Origin of the sequence: Kribbella sp. DT2 (assembly GCF_049844575.1) — a bacterium.
GTDB lineage: Bacteria > Actinomycetota > Actinomycetes > Propionibacteriales > Kribbellaceae > Kribbella.
Genome location: NZ_JBNCLH010000002.1, coordinates 246,599 through 268,176 on the forward strand (window position 1 = coordinate 246,599; position 21,578 = coordinate 268,176).

The following is a 21,578-nucleotide window of genomic DNA, read 5'->3' on the forward strand; positions in this document are numbered from 1 at the left end:
ACAGGTCAGCACCGAGCCAGGGCGCGCCGGTGAGTGCTGCCGGTCTGCGGACGTACGACGAGCTCGCGGCGGGACTCCGGGCCCTGCGCGTCTGGTCGGGACTGTCCTTCCGGGACCTGCACCGGCGCGTCGTCGCGGCCCGGCGCGAACGTGGAGTTCCGGAGCTACCGGTGTACAACACCGTCTATCGCTGTCTGCAGCCCGGCCGGACCAGGATCGACATCGAGCTGATCGCCGACATCGTCCGCGCCTTCGGCGCTGCCGACCACGAGGCCGAATGGCGCCAGGCGTGCGCTGTCGCTTCCGGCGAGATCCTCGAGTCCGGCGTCGTGTCGGTCCAGGACACGCTGCCGGCCGGCACCACAGTGTTCATCGGACGCGGCGACGAGCTCAGGCTGCTGCTCACCAGGCCCGATCCGGCCGCGGCGACCCTCATCGCGGTCGAGGGGATGGCTGGTGTCGGGAAGACCTGCCTCGTGACCCACGCTGCTCATCTGCTGACCGGTGAGCACGGCCATGAGGCATGTCTGTGGGTTGATCTTCGGGGCTACGACCCGCAGCTCCCGCCCGCCGACCCCACCGCTGTTCTCGACGGACTTCTCCGTCGGCTGGGCGTACCCGGGCAGGAGATCAGCCGTCTCGGTCTCGAGGCCCGCAGGGAGCGGTTCCGGCAGGCACTGACCGCAACGACCGCGCTGATCGTGCTGGACAACGCGGCCTCCGAGGAACAGGTCCGGCCGCTCCTGGCCGAAACGCCCGGCAGCATCACCCTGGTCACGAGCCGCCGCCACCTCACCGGCCTGCCCGCGGATCACCGGATCGAGCTCGGTGTCCTCACGGCGGCCGAGTCCGTCGAACTTCTTCTCGGCGACGCCGGCAGCCGGCCGGACGATCGGTCCGGTGCCGGTCCGACGGTGCGAGACGACTCCCGGGCCTCGGAGCAGATCGTCGAGTTGCTCGGTCATCTGCCGCTGGCCGTTGCTCTGATCGCGAGCCGGATCCGATCGACGCCCGACTGGACCCTGGACGACCAGCTGACGCGTCTGGTCGAGCGCCAGGAAGGGCTTGCCGTCGAAGATGGCATCGAGTTGGCACTTGCCTCCTCCTACGACCGGCTCAGCTCCGGCCGGCAACGGCTGCTGCGGCTGATCGCCCTGCATCCGGGGCAGGATCTCGACGCGTACGCCGCTGCCGCGCTCGGTGGGGTCGAGCTGCCCGAGGCCGAGCGCGGCCTCGACGATCTTGCGGCGCACCACCTGGTCCAGCGCAGCTCCGCGGGGCGGATCACGCTCCACGACCTGATCAGGCTCTTCGCTCGGGATCGGTCCCGCAACGACGATCCCCCGCGCCAACGCCAGGAGGCGATGACACGCCTGCTCGACCACTGCCGTTACACCGCGGCTCGCGCTGCCGACCTGCTTTCGCCCCATCGGGGTGATTACGACGATCAGCTCATCGGTCCCGGCACGCCAAGCCCGCCGCTGCCGGACCGGGACGCGGCGGCGTACTGGCTGGAGACCGAGCGAACCAACCTGATCGGGCTTGCGCTGCATGCCGCCGGCAACGGCCAGGCGTCGTACACGGGGGATCTGTCCTGGATCCTGCTTCGCTTCCTGGACGTCGGCGCGTACTGCGACGATGCCGAGTTGCTGCACGGCACGGCCGTAGCTCTGCTCGACGGCCGGGCTGCCGCGAATGCTCGCTGGGGGCTCGGCATCGTGCATCGTTGGCACGGACATCTGGAGCTGGCGCAACGGGAGTACCTCACCGCGCTCGAGATCGCTCAGCAGCACAACGACCAGGCCCTGCTCAGCCGGGTTCGCCTGGCGCTCGGCGTCGTGAGTGGACAGATGGGCAGGTACGAAGATGCCGCCGGGCACTTCAGGCAGGCGCTCAGCGCCAGTGAGGCATCCGGACAGCGGAGTCGGTGCGGCATCGCGCACAACAACCTCGGCGCCATCTGTCTGAACTGGGGCCGGATCGACGAGGCGATCGGGCATCTCCGGACGGCGCTGGTCATTGCCCGCGAGATGTCCGACCGGCCCACCGAGGCCAGGGTGCTCGGCCATCTAGGGATAGCTGCCACCGGAGCGCGTCGTTGTGCCGAGGCTCTGGACTACCACGCGCAGATGCTCGATCTGGCTCGCCAGGAGGGCAATCCGGCTCTCGAAGGGTTCGGACTCAACAATCGCGGCGATACCCTCCGCGCCCTCGGCAGGCTGAGTGAGGCTGCTGACATGCACCGGCAGGCACTGGCACTGGCCGAAGAGGTCTCCCTCGTGGTCGGGATTCTGGAGGCGCGTAACTCACTGGGAGAGACGTTGCTGGCGCTTGGCCAGGCTGACGCCGCGCGCGCTGAGCATCAGACTGTCCTGTCTCTGGTCGAGTCCTGCAGAAATCGGCCCGAGGAGGGCCGTGCTCACGATGGCCTTGCGCAGGCGCTGATCGCGCTCGGCGCGGACGCGGAAGCCCAACAGCACCTGCGGCGGGCACTGAACCTGCTCACCGAGGTCGGATCCCCACGGGCTGATCAGATAGCTGCTCAGCTCGAGGTCGTCCGATCCTAGCCAGATCTCACCCCTCGGTCGGCCCTGACGAGGGGGTGAAGGGTTCTGTGGTGGTGGTCGGCTAGCGTCGGGGCGTGTTGCTGCCTGACTTGTCGGTGCCGGGGGCGGATCTGCCTGTTCGGGCGGTGCTGCCTGCCGCGGTTGATGCGGTGCGTTCGCGTGGGACGGCGGTGCTGGTCGCGCCGCCTGGGTCGGGGAAGACTTCGTTGTTGCCGTTGGCGCTGGGTGATGCGCTGGGGGGCACGATCATCGTTGCCGAGCCGCGGCGGATGGCTACGCGGGCGGCGGCGGCTCGGTTGGCGATGTTGGTGGGCGAGCCGCTGGGGCAGCGGGTTGGTTATGCGATGCGGGGTGAACGCAGTGGAGGTCGAGGGCTGCGGGTCGAGGTGGTGACGACCGGGCTGCTTGTACGGCGTTTGCAGCAGAACCCGGAGTTACCGGGGGTCGCCGCGATCGTGATCGACGAGTGTCACGAGCGGCATCTCGATGCGGATCTGCTGCTGGCGTTCTGCGTCGATGTCCGGGCGAATCTGCGGGAGGACCTGGCGATCGTCGCGACCTCGGCCACGGCGGACACGGTCCGGTTGAGTCGCGCTTTGGGTGCTGAGGTTCCGGCGCCGGTGATCACGGCGTCTGCCGCGCTGTACGACGTGGCGGTCGAGTGGGCGCCGCCGCCGGTGTATGTGCCGCTGCTTCCGGGTGGGCGGGTCGATCCTCGGCTGCTGGATCACGTGGCGGGCGTCGTACGGCGGGCTCTGGTGGAGAACGAAGGGGACATTCTCGTTTTCGTTCCGGGGGAGGGTGAGATCAACGGGGTGACTCGGCGGCTGGCCGGTGAGAACGTGCTGCCGTTGTTCGGGCGCCAGTCCAGGGCTGAGCAGGATCGTGCGTTGGCGCCGGGTGCTGCTCGCCGGATCGTGGTGACGACGTCGGTTGCGGAGAGTTCGTTGACGGTGCCCGGGGTCAGGGTGGTGGTCGACTCGGGGCTTGCGCGGGAGCCGCGGACCGATCAGTCGCGTGGGCTCGGGGCATTGGTCACCTGTCGGGTGTCGAAGTCGTCGGCTGATCAGCGGGCGGGCCGCGCGGGGCGAGAGGGGCCTGGGCGGGTCTATCGGTGCTGGTCGGCCACCGACCACGCGCATCTCGACGACCACCCGGCGCCGGAGATCGCGATCGCCGATCTGGCCGCATTCGCCCTCGACCTTGCGGCGTGGGGTGCGCCTGCGGGCGACGGTCTGACGTTGCTCGAGGCGCCGCCGGCGGTGGCGATGGACGCGGCCACCGAGCTGTTGCGCCGCCTCGATGCCATCGACGACAACGGCCGGATCACCGAGCGGGGACGGCGGATGGCGGCGATCGGCGCGCATCCGCGGTTGGCTCGTGCGTTGCTGGACGGTACGCCGCGGGTCGGCGCCGACCGGGCGCACGAGATCGTCGCGATGCTCTCCGACGACTCCGGCCGCGACTTCGGCGACGACCTCCCGGCCCGCTGGCGAGCCCTCCGCCGCGGTGAAGACCGCGGAGCCACGGCCCGCTGGAGAGAAGAGACAAAGCGCTTGGGTCGAGGCGCGCCGCCAGGCGCCCAGGCGCGAGGCGGGGGAGCGCGGCCGGCGGTTGGTGCGTCGGCTGGGTCCGGGACGCGCGGCGTACCGGATGATCTTGCGGCCGGGATCGTGGTGGGGCTGGCGTATCCGGATCGGATCGCGCGGGTCCGTGGTGCGGACTCGGCGACGTACCAGATGTCTGGTGGTACCGGCGCTGCGCTCGATCCGCAGTCACCCTTGCGGAACACGACCTGGCTGGCGATCGCGGTGGCTGATCGGGCGCCCGGTCGCGCTGACGCCAGGATTCGCTCCGCGGCGCCGATCGACGAGCAGACGGCACGCGACATCGCCGGCGACCTCGTCGCGACCACCGACCAGATCCGGTGGGACGACGGACGGATCGTGACTCGTCGCGTCGAGGCGCTCGGTGCGATCGTGCTCAACGACGTCCCGCTGGCCAAGCCCGACCGGCTGCTCGTCCAAGCGGCTGTTCGCGACGGGATCCGGCGCAGCGGTCTGTCCGTACTGCGTTGGTCGGAGGCCGCACTCGCCCTGCGGGAGCGGCTCGCGTTCTGCCACGCCCATCTCGGAGCCCCCTGGCCCGCGGTCGACGACGAGGCACTGCTGGCCAACCTCGACGACTGGCTGGGCACCGAGCTCGCCTCGGTGCGACGGTCGGGCGATCTGACCCGCATCGACGTCGCCTCTGCGCTCCGGCGACTGCTGCCCTGGCCCGCGGCGACCCGGTTCGGCGAACTCGCACCTGAGCGGCTCAAGGTCCCCTCGGGCTCCGAAGTACGACTCGCGTACGACGGCGTCGAGCCGCCGGTCCTCGCGGTGAAGCTGCAGGAGGTGTTCGGCTGGACAGCCACTCCAGCCGTCGCGGACGGCCGCGTCCCGGTCGTCCTGCACCTGCTGTCGCCCGCCCGCCGTCCGGTCGCGATCACGAGCGACCTCGCCTCGTTCTGGAAGCAGGGCTACCCCCAGGTCCGAGCCGACCTACGAGCCCGCTACCCCCGCCATCCGTGGCCCGATGATCCACTCACCGCGATCCCGACCAAGCGCGTGAAACCGCGCCAGTGAACGGAGCTAACCTGAACACCATGGACGTACTTTCTGCGGCGGGCGAGCGGACCGCTCGCGAGCTGCGCGGGCTGGCCCGCGTGCTGGTCCGGTCCGGCTACGCGGACCGCGCCGCGGTGACCGCTGCTCTGACCGAGGCCGTCCAGGAGGACGCGCCCGCGGCGGACGCGGCGGTCGTCGTACCGGAGCTGATCGCCGAGGCAGCGGCTGACCTGAAGGCCGAGGCCGAGAGCTGGCCGGCGGAGACCGGCCCCGACCGGCTGGACGCCGTGCTGGGTGAGCTGGAGGCGCTCGGGATCGTCGTGGTGCGCTACTGCGCGGACCACCACGATGCGCGCAGGGCGTTGAAGGCGGCGAACGCTCCCAAGGGGCTGGTGTTCTTCACCGACACCGACGTGTGGCACGCGGTCGACTTCGGGATGCTCGAGCTGAAGGTCTGGCACCCGGACACCGCGAACGTCGCGCCGGGCGAGCCGTTGCTGGACGACGTACTGGCGCTGCTGGCCGAGCGGGACCTCCCGGCGACCTTCGACGAGGGGCGTATCGAGGTCACCGTCGACTGGCGGCGGCGGGTCGAGCTGTGATCGGCGTCTTCGCGCTGCAGGGCAACGTGCGCGAGCACCTGGCGATGCTGGCCCAGGTCGGCGAGGAGGCCGTGCCCGTACGGCGGCCGTCCGAGCTCGACGCGGTCGACGCGCTGGTGCTGCCGGGCGGCGAGTCGACGACGATGGACAAGCTGGCCCGCTCCTTCGGGCTGTTCGAGCCGCTGCAGAAGCGGATCGCGGACGGCATGCCGGTGTTCGGGACGTGCGCCGGGATGATCATGCTGGCCGACCGGATCACCGGCGGGATCGAGGGGCAGGAGACGCTCGGCGGGCTGGACGTGACCGTGCAGCGGAACGCGTTCGGGCGGCAGGTGGACTCGTTCGAGGCCGATCTGGACTTCGCCGCCTTCGGTACGCCGTACCACGCGGTGTTCATCCGGGCACCCTGGGTCGAACGCGTCGGACACGACGTGGAAGTGCTGTCCACCGTGAGCTCCGGACCGGCCGCGGGTAGGATCGTGGCGGTTCGCCACGATCGGCTGCTGGCCACCTCGTTCCACCCCGAGATGACGGGTGACGCCCGGCTGCACGGCTACTTCGCCGATCTGGTGCGCGACCTCTAGTCATTGGCAGGCGGTAGAAGGGTTGGGTTCGCGATGTCAGGCCACTCCAAATGGGCCACCACCAAGCACAAGAAAGCGGTCATCGACTCGAGGCGCGCCAAGCTCTTCGCGAAGCTGATCAAGAACATCGAGGTGGCCGCCCGGACCGGCGGCGGTGACCTGGCCGGGAACCCGACCCTGTACGACGCGGTGCAGAAGGCGAAGAAGTCGTCCGTCCCGAACGACAACATCGACCGCGCGGTCAAGCGCGGCTCCGGCGCCGAGGCCGGTGGCGCGGACTGGCAGTCGATCACGTACGAGGGGTACGGCCCGAACGGTGTCGCGATGCTGATCGAGTGCCTGACCGACAACCGCAACCGCGCCGCGGCCGACGTCCGGACCGCGATGACCCGCAACGGCGGCTCGCTGGCCGACCCGAACTCGGTCGCCTACCTGTTCAACCGCAAGGGCGTCATCGTGGTGAACAAGGAGCAGGACGGCAAGACCTACTCCGAGGACGACGTGATGGAGGCCGTGCTCGAGGCCGGCGCCGACGAGGTGAACGACCTCGGTGAGGCGTTCGAGGTGATCAGCGAGGCGACCGACCTGGTGAAGGTCCGCACCGCGCTGCAGGACGCCGGGATCGACTACGAGTCGGCCGACGCGTCGTTCGTCCCGTCGATGACGGTCGAGCTGGACGCCGACGGCGCGAACAAGATCTTCCGGCTGATCGACGCGCTCGAGGACAGCGACGACGTCCAGAACGTGTTCGCCAACTTCGATGTGTCGGACGACGTGATGGCCGAGGTCGGCTGACCTCTCTGGAGGTTTAGTTAACTCACGGGTAACCTCGGGTCATGGCGACTCAGGTGCTGGCGATGTGGGAGCGGTTGCGGACCGTCCCGGGCGGTCCGCGACTCTTCTCCTTCGCCTTCAGCCGGCGGGCGCCGTACTTCGGGTCGATCCGCCCGCGCTTCGTGCAGGTCAGCCCGAACTTCGCGGCGCTGACGCTGCCCAAGCGCCGTGCCGTCCAGAACCACATCGGCACCGTGCACGCGATCGCCGTCTGCAACGGCCTCGAGGCCGCGATGGGCGCACTCGCAGAGGCGACCGTCCCGGCCGGCAAGCGCTGGCTCCCGAAAGGCATGGATGTCGCCTACCTGGCCAAGTCCACCTCCGACCTGACCTGTACGGCGGAAACCGACCCGGCCGCCTGGACCGCGGGGCCCGACGTACCGGTCCGGGTCACAGCGACGCGTGATGACGGCACGGTCGTGGTCGAGGGCACCATCAACCTCTGGGTCACCGACAAGAAGTAGGTGAGCCGCCGCGCTGGAACAATCAGCTCGATGAGGCGATGGGTGCTGGCCGGGGGAGTCCTTGTCTACGTGGCGGCCGTGGCCATTTTGGTTGCCACAGGCAACACTGAGGTCCACTACAGCGCCGACGGCGGCGAGACCCGGCCGATGTGGTTCCGCTGGCTCCCGGCCGCCGTCGGCATCCTGCTGATCCGGTTGACGCCGCCGCAGCTCGATCGGGCGCCCGGGGGACGATCGGACCGGCGTCAGGCCTGGATCCTGGTCGGTCTGGCGCTCGCGTTCGCCGTACTGTTGAAGCTGTTCGGGCTCTTCGAGGTGTGGAAGGTCCTGCTGCTGCTCCTGGCGCCGCTGGCCGTCTTCCGGTGGCTTGGGGGCAGGCCCACGGAGCGCTGGCCTGCTACGGCTCGCTGGGCCCCGGCCCTGCCGGTCGCTGCTTGGCTCCTGCTCACGTACGTCGGTCCGCTGGCGCAGGAGAGCGCCCGGCCGGACCTGGCGGTGCTGGATCTGGTGATGGCGATGGTGGCGGTCTTCCTGATCAACAGTGTGCTGGAGGAGGTCTTCTACCGGCGCTGGCTCCAGACCCGGTGGGAGCAGCAGCTCGGGCCCTGGCCGGCCATCGTGATCGCCTCGCTGCTGTGGGCGTGCTGGCACGTCGGCATCCAGGGGACCGGAGAGCTCGGGGTGGACCTGGCGGGGGCTGTGGTCAACCAGGGCGTGCTCGGGCTGTTCCTGGGCTACCTGTGGAGCAGGTATCGCCGCATGTGGCCGCTGTTCACCGTGCACGGTGCGGTGAACGCGATGGGGATATTGCTGTCGCTCGTCTGAGGGGCACGTCGTAGGGTCTGGGCGTGACTGATGCGCTGCGATTCGTCGACATCACCGAGGACCAGCTGGACGCCGTACTGCGGGTACGGGCTCGTTCGTTCGGGCCGTTGCCCGCGGGGTCGCGGGAGGAGTGGCGCAAGGACGCCGTCGAGTTCCTCCAGGACGGCCGGTACGTCGGGGTGACCGACGGCGACGAGGTGGTCGCCGCGGCGCGGATCTGGGACTTCCGCCAGTGGTGGGGCGGGCGGCAGGTGCCGATGGCCGGGATCGCCGGTGTCGTGGTGTCGCCGGAGTACCGGGGCCGTGGCGTCGGCAGCCTGCTGATGCGCGGGGTGCTGCAGCGGAGCGCCGACCGGGGCTTCCCGCTCACCGCGCTCTACCCGGCGACCACGGTGATCTACCGCAAGCTCGGCTACGAGTTCGGCGGCGGCCGGTACCGGTTCTCCTTCCAGGCGGCGGATCTGCGCTCGCTGGGCGGTCGTGGCGTCGAGCTGCGCCGGGCCGGTCCTGCTGACGCGGCGCGATTCCTGGAGCTGGTCGGCCAGGCGCATGAGAGCGGCCGGGCCAGCGGCGTGCTGGGCTGGCCGGAGTCAAAGGTGGCCGAGTGGCTGGTCGACGACGAGGACATCTTCGCCTACCTCGCCGACGACGGCTTCGTCGTCTACAACTGGGACGGCAACAACCTGCGGGTCGACGAGCTCATCGCCCACTCCGAGACGACCGCACGGGCCCTGTGGGCGACAGTGGGGTCCGGCTCCTCGACGGCTCGGTTGGTGCACGCCTACGTCTCGCCGAACGACCCGGTGCACCTGCTGGCGCAGCTGGAGGCGGACAAGGAGGCCCACGTCCAGCGCTGGATGCTGCGGCTGCTCGACGCCCCGGCTGCGATCGCTGCCCGGGGGTTCGCGCCGGGTGTGGTGGCCGAGGTTGACCTGCAGCTCGACGACGCCGAGGTGCCGGCCCACTCGGGCCGCTGGCGCCTGTCCGTTGCTGACGGCTCCGGCAAGCTCACGCCGTCCTCGGGGACCGGCGACGTGCTGCGGCTCGGCTCGCGTGGGCTGTCCGCCCTGTACGCCGGTACGCCGCTGGCCACGCTGCGCGGCTCGGGGCTGGCTTCCGGCGGGTCGGTCGCGGCTGACGGCCTGCTCGACACGGCGTTCGGCGGTGCTCCGGCGTACATGCTCGACTTCTTCTGACCCCCGTTGTCCACAGACGCGCGGCGAGTCGATTTCCTGGCGGCCAGACTCCCCGCATAGTGTTTGTCGAACAAACGTTCGGAGGTGGTCCATGCGCGTGCTCGGCGTCGACCCGGGGTTGACCCGGTGCGGTCTCGGCGTGGTCGAGGGTGCGCCCGGACGGCCGCCGACGCTGGTCGCCGTCGGGGTGATCCGGACGCCGACCGACCTGGACGTCGCGCGCCGGCTGGTCCAGATCGAGGCCGGCATAGAGCAGTGGATCGACGAGCACTCGCCGGACGCCGTGGCCGTGGAGCGGGTCTTCGCGCAGCACAACGTACGGACCGTGATGGGTACCGCGCAGGCGTCCGGGATCGCGATGGTGGTGGCCGCGCGGCGCGGGCTGCCGGTCGCGCTGCACACGCCGAGCGAGGTGAAGGCGGCGGTGACCGGCTCGGGCCGGGCCGACAAGGATCAGGTGACCACGATGGTCACCCGCATCCTGCAGCTCCCCGAGCGCCCGACGCCCGCCGACGCCGCCGACGCCCTGGCTCTCGCGATCTGCCACGTCTGGCGCGGTGGCGTGACAAACCGTCTGCAGGGCGCGGCGAAGTCTCAGCTGGAGGCTCGCGCGCAGGCGCAGTCGAAGGTTCAACTGGCAAAAGTGCAAGCGGCGCTGGCACAGGCGACCGCGGCCCGGGAGGCACAGCTCCGGGCGGTTCGAGGAGGTAGACGATGATCGCGTTCGTACGGGGACCGGTGGCTGCGATCGGCGTGGACAGTGCGGTGATCGAGGTCGGTGGGATCGGCCTGCAGGTGTACTGCCACCCGGGGACGCTGGCCGGGCTGCGGCCCGGGCAGGAGGCCCGGGTGTCGACCTCGATGGTGGTGCGCGAGGACTCGCTGACGCTGTACGGGTTCGCGGACGACGACGAGAAGAGCCTGTTCGAGCTGCTGCAGACCGCGTCCGGGGTCGGGCCGAAGCTGGCGCAGGCGGCGCTCGCCGTACTGAGTCCTGATCAGCTGCGGCAGGCCGTCGCCACCGAGGACCTGGCGGTGCTGGTGAAGGTGCCGGGGATCGGGAAGAAAGGTGCGCAGCGGATCGTGCTGGAGCTGAAGGACAAGATCGGTGCGCCGTCCAGGACGGTGTCCGGGCGTCCGCTGCAGACCGGCGAGGCGTGGAAGGACCAGGTGCAGGCCGGCCTGGTCGGGCTGGGCTGGTCGGCGCGCGATGCCGAGGACGCGGTGATCGCCGTGTCGCCGCTGGCCGACGAGGGTGAACCGTCCGTCCCCAACCTCCTGCGCGCCGCGCTGCGCGTGCTGTCGAAGGCGTAGCAGATGGAGGACAACGTCAGGCCGCTGGTGTCCGCGGACGTCGTGGACCTCGAGGAACGCAAGATCGAGTCCGCGCTGCGCCCGCGCACGCTGGCCGAGTTCGGTGGGCAGCGCCGGGTCAGCGAGCAGCTCGAGCTGGTGCTGCACGCGGCTCGCGGCCGCAACCGCGCGCCCGACCACGTGCTGCTGTCCGGTCCGCCCGGGCTGGGCAAGACCACGCTGGCGATGATCATCGCGGCCGAGCTGTCGGCGCCGCTGCGGATCACCAGCGGTCCGGCGATCCAGCACGCCGGCGACTTGGCGGCGATCCTGTCCGGCCTGAGCGAGGGCGAGGTGCTGTTCCTCGACGAGATCCACCGGATGTCGCGGCCGGCCGAAGAGCTGCTGTACATGGCGATGGAGGACTTCCGGGTCGACGTGATCGTCGGAAAGGGGCCTGGGGCAACGGCTATTCCGCTGGAGATCCCGCCGTTCACGCTGGTCGGCGCGACCACGCGGGCGGGTCTGCTGCCGGGGCCGCTGCGGGACCGGTTCGGGTTCACCGGTCACCTGGAGTTCTACGAGTCGGCCGAGCTGGAGAAGATCGTCAACCGGTCCGCCGCGCTGCTCGACGTCGACATCACGCCGGAGGCCGCCACCGAGATCGCGTCGCGGTCGCGTGGCACACCCCGGATCGCGAACCGGCTGCTCCGCCGGGTGCGCGACTACGCCGAGGTCCGGGCCGACGGCATCGTCACGATCGCGCTGTCGAAGGCCGCGCTCGACCTGTACGAGGTCGACAAGATGGGCCTGGACCGGCTCGACCGCGGCGTGCTCGACGCGCTCTGCCGCCGCTTCGGCGGGGGACCGGTCGGTCTGTCCACGCTCGCGGTCGCGGTCGGCGAGGAACGCGAAACGGTCGAGGAGGTCGCCGAACCGTTCCTGGTCCGCTCCGGGTACCTGGCCCGCACGCCCCGCGGTCGCGTCGCCACTCCCGCCGCCTGGCGTCACCTGGGCCTCAGCGTCCCCAAGAACGCCACCTTCGCCGACACGCTGTTCGAGACCGAGGACGAGCAGTAGCGCTTCGGGAACTGCGGAGCACGTCGTACACGTTGAAGAACCAAGCCGTGCGGCCAGTGCGGTGGATCAGGTACGCCGCGCCACCGGAGCGGCGTACGGTGGCGAGTAACGCAAACGTGACCCGGTGTCATGCGGCACTTGTTGCCGCCCAGGGTTAGACTCCCCGGTGGCCTGACCTCGGGCCGTCCCGTGACGACCTGCGCGCGCAGAGCGTGCTCGGGCCCCCACAATCGACGAAGGATTCTGAGTCCCGATGGAACTGCTCGCCGTACCGATGGCCTCCTCCGGGGGCTCGGGCTTCACGCTCCTGCTCCCGCTGATCCTGATCGTGGGAATGATCTGGTTCATGAGCCGCACCCAGCGCAAGCAGCGGCAGAAGCAGGCTGACACTGTCGCCGCCCTGACCCCGGGGACCAAGGTCGTCACCACCAGCGGCATGGTCGGTGTCGTCGAGGAGGTCGACGACGAGTACGTCACCCTCGAGGTCTCCGACGGCATCCTCGTGCAGTTCCTCAAGGCCGCGGTCGGCCGGGTGCTCCCCGACGACACCGCGGACGACGAGCTGACCGCCGACGCGGCCGCCGACGAGCCGGCCGAGGCCCCGGTGGAGCGGGTCACGGACGAGACGCCGGAGCGCGACACCGTCGACGTACCGGAGACGGGCGACACCAAGGCGCAGGACAAGAAGCTGCCGCCGACGCACACCGAGAACTGAACTTCCCCGTCCTATCGGCGTGTTGCGCGCCCCGGCGTCACCCTGACACCCCGGCGCGCCCAGAAGCGCAAAGGTTGAATCTGACGTGGCATCAACGACGACATCCCGCCCAGGGCGGCTCCTGATCGTTCTGGGGGTCATCCTGGTCCTGCTGTTCGGGATCATGGGGCTGACCAAGCACTGGGAGCCCAAGCTCGGCCTGGACCTGCGCGGTGGCACCACCATCACGCTCACCGCGAAGTCCCTGGCAGGCGGCGGATCGATCACCGCCGAGCAGCTGGCCGAGGCGAAGAACATCATCTCGCAGCGGGTCAACGGAGCGGGTGTCGGCGAGGCCGAAATCACCACTGCCGGTGGCAGCCACATCAACGTGGCTGTCCCCGGCGCCAACCAGGACAGTCTGGTCAAGCAGGTCGGCCAGACCGCCCTGCTGTACTTCAGGGTCGTGTACGACGCGCAGCAGGCGGCCCCGCCGCCCCCCGCGCCGACGACCACCCCGACCGGCAAGCCGACGACGACGCCGAAGCCGAGCACCACGCCGAAGCCGTCGACCACGCTGAAGCCGAGCACCACCCCGTCGCCGAACGGCCGCGCCTGGAGCAGCGTGCTCGGCCAGGCCGCCACCCCGACCCCGACCGCGCCGGCGAGCACTCCGCCGGCGACGCCCCCCGCGACCCCGCCGGCCACGCCGCCGGTCGCCGCCGGTGACCCGCTCGCCTGGCAGCCCGACGCGGCCACCACGGCGGCCTTCGGGACCTTCAAGTGCCCCGACGGCAAGGCGAACGCGAAGCCCGAGGACAACCCGGAAAAGCCGCTGTTCTCCTGCGACAAGGCCGGCACCAGCAAGTACCTGCTCGGCCCCGCGATCCTCAAGGGCACCGACCTGTCCGACGCCAGCGCGGGCATCCCGCAGGGCGGCTTCCAGTGGCAGGTCAACCTGAACTTCAACAGCGAGGGTGGCGACAAGTTCCTCAAGGCCACCACCGCGATCGCCCAGCGCGGCCAGGGCCAGAACCTGTTCGCGATCGTGCTGGACGGCGAGACCATCTCGACGCCGAGCGTCGACCAGCCGATCCCCGGCGGTCAGGCGCAGATCAGCGGCAGCTTCACCGAGACCGAGGCGCGTGACCTGGCCAACGTCCTGAAGTACGGCGCGCTGCCGGTCTCGTTCGACGTCTCCTCGGTCGAGACCATCTCGCCGCAGCTCGGTGGCGACCAGCTGTCGGCCGGGATCACGGCGGGCCTGATCGGTCTCGCGCTGGTGATCATCTTCTCGTTCCTGTACTACCGCGGCCTCGGCCTGGTTGTGGTCGCCTCGCTGGCCGCCGCGGCGGCGCTGACGTACGCGTCCGTCGTACTGCTCGGCCAGGCGATCGGGTTCACGCTGACGCTCGCCGGCATCGCGGGTCTGATCGTGGCGATCGGTATCACCGCGGACTCGTTCGTCATCTACTTCGAACGACTGCGCGACGAGGTCCGTGAGGGCCGCAGCCTGCGCTCCTCGGTGGAGACCGGCTGGGCCCGGGCCAAGCACACGATCATCGCGGCCGACTCGATCTCGCTGCTGGCTGCCGTCGTGCTGTACATCCTGGCCGTCGGCGGCGTGAAGGGCTTCGCGTTCACGCTCGGCCTGACCACGCTGATCGACCTGCTGGTGGTCTTCATCTTCACCAAGCCGCTGGTCACCCTGCTGGCCCGGACCGACTTCTTCGGCCACGGCCACAAGCTGTCCGGCCTCGACCCCGAGCACCTCGGGGTGGAGCGCCTGCCCGGCCAGATGAAACCGGCCGCCCGTCCGGCCAAGTCGACGCGTAAGCCCGTGGGAGGGGAGGTCTGATGTCGAAGCTCGGAAACATCGGTGCGAAGCTGCACCGCGGTGAGGTCTCCTACGACTTCATCGGCAAGCGCAAGGTGTGGTTCACCGTCTCGCTGATCCTGGTCGCGGTCTCCGTGATCGGCCTGGCCGTCCGCGGTCTGGCGCTCGGCATCGAGTTCAAGGGCGGTACGGAGTACCAGACCTCGGTCGCGGTCACCGACAGCACGATCGACGACTTCGGCAACGCGGTGAAGGCGACCAACGCCCAGGACCTCGGCGACCCGGTCGTCACCACGGTCGGCAGCGACAAGGTCCGGATCCAGACCCGCCCGCTGAGCCAGGACGACATCACCAAGGTCCGCACCGCGATCGCCCAGCAGGCCGGCGTCCAGCCGAACCAGGTCAGTACGTCGCAGATCGGCGCCTCCTGGGGTGACCAGATCGCGAACAAGGCCGTGCTCGCGCTGATCGTGTTCCTGGTCCTGGTCTTCCTGGTGATCTGGATCTACTTCCGCGAGTCCAAAGCCTCGATGGCGGCGATCATCGCGCTGCTGCACGACGTCCTGATCACGGTCGGCGTCTACGCGCTGATCGGGTTCGACGTCACGCCGGCCACCGTCATCGGCGTCCTGACGATCCTCGGGTACTCGCTGTACGACACCGTCGTGGTCTTCGACAAGATCCGGGAGAACACCCGCGGTATCACCGGGTCGAACCGCTTCACCTACAGCGACGCGACCAACCTGGCCGTCAACCAGACCGTCGTCCGGTCGATCAACACCACGCTGATCGCGCTGATGCCGGTCGGGTCGATCCTCGTGGTCGGCACGGTCGTGCTCGGCACCGGCCCGCTGAAGGACCTGTCGCTGGCCCTGTTCGTCGGTATCGCGGTCGGCGCGTACTCCTCGGTCTTCATCGCCCCGGCGCTGCTGGCCACCTTCAAGGAGCGCGAGCCGGGCATGCAGGCGCTGCGCCGCCGGGTGCTCGCCAAGCGCGCCCAGCAGAGCGGCTCGGCCGCTGTCACCGGTGAGCCGGCGGCCGCGCTGGTCGGTGGCGGCGGCACGGCGACCGTCGTACGGCCTCAGGACCGGCCCAAGGCCGGTACGCCGGTGGCGTCGAGCCGCCCGGTGAAGTCGACCGGCTCGGCCGGGCGGCCGCAGCCGAGCCGTAAGCCGCGCTCCAAGCGCGGCAAGTGATCATCTCGACGAAGGGTTGCTGATGCGTTCGCTGGAAGAGGTCCTCACGGACGGCATCCGCGACATCCAGGACTACCCGCAGCCGGGGGTGGTGTTCAAGGACATCACCCCCCTGCTGGCCGACCACACCGGGTTCACCCAGGTGGTGGAGGCGCTGGCGGCGTTCGGCAAGGACGACGACGGCGACGTGGTGGTCGACAAGGTGGTCGGGATCGAGGCCCGCGGCTTCATCCTGGCCGCGCCGGTCGCGCTCGCGCTGGGCGCCGGGTTCGTCCCGGTCCGTAAGCAGGGCAAGCTGCCGGCCGCGACGTTCGCGGAGTCGTACGCGCTGGAGTACGGCGAGGCGACGATCGAGGTGCACCAGGACGCGTTCGCGCCCGGCGACCGGGTGCTGGTGATCGACGACGTACTGGCCACGGGCGGGACGGTCGAGGCGTGCCTGCGGCTGATCCGCCGCTGCGGCGCAGAGGTGGTCGGCACCGCCGTACTGATCGAGCTGTCGTTCCTGCCCGGCCGCAAGCGGCTGGCGGACGAGCGGGTGGACGCCCTCGTCACTGTGTGAAACCGGCCGGATCGTCAAATCGGCGTGTTGTCCACAGGCCGTGTCCACCTCGCTGGCCGTGACCCCCTAGACTGGTGGTCTGTCGGCGGAGGGACACGACGTGGGCGAAGACCCGGCGATGACGTCAGCGGTACCGGATGTGGTGCCGCACGAGCCTCAGCGCGCGCCCACACCGGTGCGCCCGGTCAGCTCGTCGCCGCCGCCTGCCGCCCAACCGCCGAGGATCGCGCCCGCCCGGGTGCGCGCCCGGCTCGCCCGCCTGGGCGGCACCCGCCACCCGAACCGGGCGCCGATGCTGGAGCCGCTGTTCCGGGTCGTCCGTGCGACGCACCCCAAGGCCGACCTGGCGATGATCGAGCGGGCCTACCGGACCGCCGAGAAGCACCACACCGGCCAGCTGCGCAAGAGCGGTGACGCGTACATCACGCACCCGCTCGCGGTCGCCACGATCCTGGCCGAGCTGGGTATGACCGCGCCGACGCTGTGCGCCGCGCTGCTGCACGACACCGTCGAGGACACCGACTACACGATCGCCGAGCTGACCAAGGACTTCAGCGAAGAGATCGCGATGCTGGTCGACGGCGTGACCAAGCTCGACAAGGTCAAGTACGGCGAGTCCGCGCAGGCCGAGACGATCCGCAAGATGGTCGTCGCGATGGCCAAGGACATCCGGGTGCTGGTGATCAAGCTCGCCGACCGGCTGCACAACATGCGCACGCTCGGCTTCCTGCGCCAGGAGAAGCAGGAGCGGATCGCCCGCGAGACCCTCGAGATCTACGCCCCGCTGGCCCACCGGCTCGGTATGAACACGATCAAGTGGGAGCTCGAGGACCTGTCGTTCTCGACCCTGCACCCGAAGGTGTACGACGAGATCGTCCGGCTGGTCGCCGAGCGCGCGCCGTCCCGCGACGAGTACCTGGCCTCGGTGATCGACCAGGTGCACGAGGACCTGCGCGCCGCGAAGGTGAAGGCCACCGTCACCGGCCGGCCCAAGCACTACTACTCGATCTACCAGAAGATGATCGTCCGCGGCCGCGAGTTCGGCGACATCTACGACCTGGTCGGCATCCGCGTGCTGGTCGAGTCGGTCCGGGACTGCTACGCCGCGCTCGGCGTACTGCATGCGCGATGGAATCCGGTCCCCGGCCGGTTCAAGGACTACATCGCGATGCCGAAGTTCAACATGTACCAGTCGCTGCACACCACCGTGATCGGCCCGCAGGGTAAGCCGGTGGAGCTGCAGATCCGGTCCTTCTCGATGCACCGGCGCGCGGAGTACGGCATCGCCGCGCACTGGAAGTACAAGGAGGACCCGAACGCACCGGCTCCGGAGGTGGGCGCCCCGCCGACCACCGAGATCGGCGCGCCGAACGACATGCCCTGGGTCCGGCAGCTGGTCGACTGGCAGCGGGAGACCTCCGACCCGTCGGAGTTCCTCGACTCGCTGCGCTTCGAGATCAACAACTCCGAGGTCTACGTCTTCACCCCGCGCGGCGACGTGATGTCGCTGCCGACGGGCTCGTCGCCGGTCGACTTCGCCTACGCGATCCACACCGAGGTCGGGCACCGCTGCATCGGCGCCCGGGTGAACGGCCGGCTCGTCCCGCTGGAGAGCACGCTCGAGAACGGCGACGTCGTCGAGGTCTTCACCTCCAAGGCGCAGGGCGCCGGTCCGTCGCGCGACTGGCTCGGCTTCGTCAAGAGCCCCCGCGCGCGGAACAAGATCAAGCACTGGTTCAGCAAGGAACGCCGCGACGAGGCGATCGAGCACGGCAAGGACGCGATCGCCAAGCAGCTCCGCAAGGAGGGCCTGCCGCTGCAGCGCCTGCTGTCGCACGAGACACTCACCGCCGTCGCCAACTCCCTGCGGTACCCGGACGTCACCGGCCTGTACGCCGCGGTCGGCGAGAGCCACGTCAGCGCCCAGGCCGTCGTCCGGCGATTGATCGAGACGTACGGCGGGGAAGAGGGCGCCGCCGAGGACCTGGCCGAGGGCCTGCGCCTCCCGCAGACCCGCGAGCGCCGCAAGCGCGCCGCACGCGGCGACGCCGGTGTCATCGTCAAGGGCGCGACCGACGTACTGTCCAAGCTCGCCCGGTGCTGCACGCCGGTACCAGGTGACGAGATCATCGGCTGGGTCACCCGAGGAGCCGGCGTCTCGGTCCACCGGGCCGACTGCGCCAACGTCGCGGACCTGCAGACCCAGCCCGAACGCATCGTCGAGGTCGAGTGGGCCCCCACCGCCCAGTCGGTCTTCCTGGTAGCCATCCAGGTCGAGGCCCTCGACCGGGCCCGCCTGCTGTCGGACATCACACGAGTCCTCTCGGACTACCACGTGAACATCCTCTCGGCAGCCCTGACGACGACCCGCGACCGCATCGCCAAGTCCCGCTTCACGTTCGAGATGGGCGACCCGACCCACCTGGGCCACGTCCTGAAGGCAGTCCGCTCGGTAGAAGGCGTCTTCGACGTCTACCGCGTCACGCAGTAGCTCCGGCTGCAGCTCCCACGCGCCGGCCGTGCGTGCGGCTGGGTGTGGCCGGGGCTGTGGCGATCTGGCTCCCCCGGGGTGCAAGGCGTGAGGCCCGGGTCGTCGGCCGACACTGTCGCGCTCGACCTTCGGCCGGCTCCGTCCTAGCGGGGCTTCGGCAAGCCCCGTTCCGCTGTCACAGCCGGCGCGGGGCGAAGCGGCCACAGCCCGCGCCGACCAGCGTGCCGCGTCCGAACGCCTGCGCCTGCATCCGTGCGCCGCCTCCGCAGAGTCCGCCCGCCAACGGGCCCATAGGGCGCTCAATGGACCGCCGGCCTCCGCCCAGGCCCTAGTCGTCACCACCCGTCCCGTCCGGTATAAGCCCCTGAGCCACAGCCCTGCGTACGTCGTACTGGCAGGCGAGTGAAAGCTACCAGCGGCGGGGAAGCCTGGGTTGTTGGCTCAGGTAGCTGCCGACGGCTAGTTCCAGGGCTGGGTAGCTGCCCCAGAGGTCGGGGCGGCGGACGGAGATGATGTGCCAGCCCAGGGCGGCCAACTCGTTCTGGCGGCGTTCGTCGCGGGCTTGCTGGCGGGGGCGGGAGTGCCAGCGGTCGCTGTCGTACTCGAGGCCGAGGCGGCGGCCGTCTTCGAGGGCAGCGGGGAAAGCCAGGTCGAGGCGGTACTTGCCGGCGTGGACCTGCAGGGTGGGTCGGGGGAAGCCCGCGTCCAGGAGTCTCAGGCGGAGCCAGGACTCGCCGGGGGACTCGGCCCTGGGGTCGGCGTAGCCGAGCATCAGGCGGGCCTGCCAGGCGCGGGGGTGGTCGGAGTGAGATGCCAGCTCGCGGAGGGCGTCGAGGGTGGTCGTGCCAGAGCGGAGGAAGGCGTCGACGGCCGAGAGGGCGAAAGGGCGCGAGAGATTCAGGGCCAGGGCCAGCGCGGTGGAGGCGGGGGAGCTGACCTTGAGGCCGGCGATTTCGACGGTGTCGGTTGGTTCGCTGGTCCAGTGGAGGCCGGGGTCCTCGGATTCGCCGAGGGCGGTGGTGTTGATGCCGTGGATCCAGGCGGCGGTTCGGCCGGAGGCGGTGGTGTCGGGTGGGAGGAAGAGGGCGACGGCCGCGGCGCGGAGCTCGGGGGAGTCGGGGACGCAGGCGTCGACGTACGCGCCTTTGAGGACACGGCGGATGTCGCCGGAGCTCTGCAGCCACTTGAGCTTGCGGCCGACCTGGCGGCCTGTGAAGGGCAGGCCGCAGAAATACAGCGGGGCGTCGTACGGGAGCATCACCGAAGGATGACTGAAAGCACCCCGTGGGTGCTTTCAGTCATCCACAGGGTCAGCTGAAGTCCGAGAGGGCGATTTCGGCCTGCGTGAGCCACTCGCGGCGGGCTGCGATGGCTTCTCGGGCTTCCTTGGCCTTGCGGGCGTTGCCCTGGGCGTCGTGCTTGGCGGCCTGCTTCTCCAGGTCGGTGATGAGGGACTGGAGCTGGTTGACCGTGGCCTCGGCGCGGGCTCGGGCCTCGGGGTTGCTGTTGTTCCAGACCTCGTCCTCGGCGGACTTGACGGCTTGTTCGACGGCGCGCAGGCGGCCGTCGATCGGGCGCATCGAGTCGCGGGGGACCTTGCCGATCTCGTCCCAGCGGTCGAGCAGGCCGCGGAGCTGGTCGCGGGCGGTCTTGGCGTCGGTGACCGGGAGGATCGCCTCGATCTCGACCAGGAGCGCTTCCTTGGCCTGCAGGTTCGCCTGCTGCTCGACGTTCTCCTCGGCCTGTACGGCGTCACGCGCACCGAAGAACGTGTCCTGGGCGCTGCGGAAGCGGGCCCACAGCTTGTCGTCGACCTCGCGCGGGGCGGGGCCGGCGGCCTTCCACTGGCGCATCAGGTCGCGGAAGCGGCCCGACGTCGGGCCCCAGTCGGTCGACGAGGCGATCGTCTCGGCCTCGGCGGCCAGCCGCTCCTTGACCGTGGCGGCCTCGTCGCGCTTGGAGGACAGCTCGGCGAAGTGCTGCTTGCGGTGCCGTGTGTACGTCGTACGCGCCGACGAGAACCGGTGCCACAGCTCGTCGTCGCTGGACTTGTCCAGCCGCGGCAGCGCCTTCCACTCGTCGAGCAGCTCGCGCAGCCGGGTGACGCCGTGGCGCCAGTCGGTGCCGGCGGCGATCGACTCGGCCTCGGTGGCGATCTTGGTCTTGGCCTCGCGGGCCTGTTCGACCTTCGCCGCGCGTTCGGCCTTCTTCTTCTCGCGCTGCTGGGCGACCAGCGGGGTGAGCGCCTCGAGCCGGGTCAGCAGGCCGTCCAGGTCACCGACCGCCTGGGCGTCGGTGATCGAGCTGGTCACCTTCTTCACCGCGGCGCGGGCGTCGTCGGGCGACACCGTCCCGGCCTGCACCCGCTTCTCCAGCAGGTCCACCTCGAACGCCAGCGCGTCGTACCGCCGGGTGTAGAAGGCCAGGGCCTCCTCCGGGTTCGCGTCGGGCCACTGGCCGACCGTCCGCTCGCCGTCCTTGGTCCGGACGTACACCGTTCCGTCGTCTGCTACCCGGCCCCAGCTTTCCTCGGCCACAACTCGCCCCTTCCGGCGGTATGCACTGCGCTCGTACCCATTCTGGTCGGCCCTTGGTTCATCCAGGTGAACAGGGCTGCCCTGGGCGCGTCGGGACCTTGTCCCGACAGCTATCACTGAACAATCACAAACTCCCCGCCTCCGCGCAACGGTGTTGCGTCACAATCCGGTGCGAGATCGGGGTCGGACGACCGGTAACCTTGGATG

The 21,578-nt window shown here is 70.1% G+C and carries 18 protein-coding genes; 16 read left to right on the forward strand and 2 right to left on the reverse strand.

The annotated features are described in order from the left end of the window. The first annotated feature begins 29 nt into the window (after window positions 1-29). From ACLQ2O_RS10020 to ACLQ2O_RS10095, 16 genes are all read left to right on the forward strand, one after another. On the forward strand, window positions 30-2,567 hold the full coding sequence (locus ACLQ2O_RS10020; protein ID WP_425829598.1) for a tetratricopeptide repeat protein: 2,538 nt from the start codon (window positions 30-32) through the stop codon (window positions 2,565-2,567). A 74-nt stretch (window positions 2,568-2,641) separates the two neighbouring features. Further along, a complete protein-coding gene (gene hrpB, locus ACLQ2O_RS10025; protein WP_425829600.1) occupies window positions 2,642-5,194 on the forward strand; it encodes an ATP-dependent helicase HrpB in 2,553 nt (850 codons plus the stop codon). Window positions 5,195-5,214: 20 nt separating this feature from the next. After that, the gene (locus tag ACLQ2O_RS10030; protein ID WP_425829602.1) at window positions 5,215-5,778 is read left to right on the forward strand and encodes a DUF6891 domain-containing protein; all 564 of its coding nucleotides are present in this window, start codon (window positions 5,215-5,217) and stop codon (window positions 5,776-5,778) included. After that, on the forward strand, window positions 5,775-6,362 hold the full coding sequence (pdxT, locus tag ACLQ2O_RS10035; RefSeq protein WP_425829604.1) for a pyridoxal 5'-phosphate synthase glutaminase subunit PdxT: 588 nt from the start codon (window positions 5,775-5,777) through the stop codon (window positions 6,360-6,362). The genes ACLQ2O_RS10030 and pdxT overlap by 4 nt, the downstream gene beginning before the upstream one ends. Window positions 6,363-6,395: 33 nt before the next feature. Continuing rightward, window positions 6,396-7,157 carry a YebC/PmpR family DNA-binding transcriptional regulator gene (locus tag ACLQ2O_RS10040; protein WP_425829606.1) on the forward strand — a complete coding sequence of 254 codons (762 nt, stop codon included), beginning with the start codon at window positions 6,396-6,398 and terminating at the stop codon, window positions 7,155-7,157. A gap of 41 nt (window positions 7,158-7,198) precedes the next feature. Beyond that, the gene (locus tag ACLQ2O_RS10045) at window positions 7,199-7,660 is read left to right on the forward strand and encodes a hotdog fold domain-containing protein (RefSeq protein ID WP_425829608.1); all 462 of its coding nucleotides are present in this window, start codon (window positions 7,199-7,201) and stop codon (window positions 7,658-7,660) included. 30 nt (window positions 7,661-7,690) lie between these two features. After that, window positions 7,691-8,485: a CPBP family intramembrane glutamic endopeptidase gene (locus ACLQ2O_RS10050; protein ID WP_425829610.1), complete on the forward strand. Its 795-nt coding sequence runs from the start codon at window positions 7,691-7,693 to the stop codon at window positions 8,483-8,485. A gap of 23 nt (window positions 8,486-8,508) precedes the next feature. After that, complete coding sequence (locus ACLQ2O_RS10055) at window positions 8,509-9,681, forward strand: GNAT family N-acetyltransferase (RefSeq protein ID WP_425829612.1); 1,173 nt, start codon at window positions 8,509-8,511, stop codon at window positions 9,679-9,681. Between the two features lie 91 nt (window positions 9,682-9,772). Further along, window positions 9,773-10,399, forward strand: coding sequence for a crossover junction endodeoxyribonuclease RuvC (gene ruvC, locus ACLQ2O_RS10060; RefSeq protein ID WP_425829614.1), 627 nt, complete (start codon window positions 9,773-9,775; stop codon window positions 10,397-10,399). Then, window positions 10,396-10,995, forward strand: a complete 600-nt coding sequence (gene ruvA / locus ACLQ2O_RS10065; RefSeq protein ID WP_425829616.1) for a Holliday junction branch migration protein RuvA — start codon at window positions 10,396-10,398, stop codon at window positions 10,993-10,995. The genes ruvC and ruvA overlap by 4 nt, the downstream gene beginning before the upstream one ends. 3 nt (window positions 10,996-10,998) lie before the next feature. Continuing rightward, the gene (gene ruvB, locus ACLQ2O_RS10070; RefSeq protein ID WP_425829618.1) at window positions 10,999-12,054 is read left to right on the forward strand and encodes a Holliday junction branch migration DNA helicase RuvB; all 1,056 of its coding nucleotides are present in this window, start codon (window positions 10,999-11,001) and stop codon (window positions 12,052-12,054) included. Between the two features lie 253 nt (window positions 12,055-12,307). Then, window positions 12,308-12,769, forward strand: a complete 462-nt coding sequence (gene yajC / locus ACLQ2O_RS10075; protein ID WP_425829620.1) for a preprotein translocase subunit YajC — start codon at window positions 12,308-12,310, stop codon at window positions 12,767-12,769. A gap of 85 nt (window positions 12,770-12,854) precedes the next feature. Beyond that, window positions 12,855-14,606 (forward strand): protein translocase subunit SecD, encoded by a 1,752-nt coding sequence (secD, locus tag ACLQ2O_RS10080; protein WP_425829622.1) that lies wholly within the window; start codon window positions 12,855-12,857, stop codon window positions 14,604-14,606. After that, window positions 14,606-15,781 (forward strand): protein translocase subunit SecF, encoded by a 1,176-nt coding sequence (gene secF / locus ACLQ2O_RS10085; RefSeq protein ID WP_425829624.1) that lies wholly within the window; start codon window positions 14,606-14,608, stop codon window positions 15,779-15,781. The genes secD and secF overlap by 1 nt, the downstream gene beginning before the upstream one ends. A gap of 22 nt (window positions 15,782-15,803) precedes the next feature. Beyond that, a complete protein-coding gene (locus ACLQ2O_RS10090) occupies window positions 15,804-16,343 on the forward strand; it encodes an adenine phosphoribosyltransferase (protein WP_425829626.1) in 540 nt (179 codons plus the stop codon). A 118-nt stretch (window positions 16,344-16,461) separates the two neighbouring features. After that, on the forward strand, window positions 16,462-18,834 hold the full coding sequence (locus ACLQ2O_RS10095; RefSeq protein WP_425829628.1) for a RelA/SpoT family protein: 2,373 nt from the start codon (window positions 16,462-16,464) through the stop codon (window positions 18,832-18,834). A gap of 409 nt (window positions 18,835-19,243) precedes the next feature. On the opposite strand, the gene ACLQ2O_RS10100 is transcribed toward ACLQ2O_RS10095, so the two are convergent. Both ACLQ2O_RS10100 and ACLQ2O_RS10105 read right to left on the reverse strand, forming a co-directional pair. Further along, a complete protein-coding gene (locus ACLQ2O_RS10100) occupies window positions 19,244-20,092 on the reverse strand; it encodes an endonuclease domain-containing protein (RefSeq protein ID WP_425829630.1) in 849 nt (282 codons plus the stop codon). A gap of 52 nt (window positions 20,093-20,144) precedes the next feature. Next, window positions 20,145-21,371: a DUF349 domain-containing protein gene (locus ACLQ2O_RS10105; RefSeq protein WP_425829632.1), complete on the reverse strand. Its 1,227-nt coding sequence runs from the start codon at window positions 21,369-21,371 to the stop codon at window positions 20,145-20,147. Window positions 21,372-21,578: the final 207 nt, after the last annotated feature.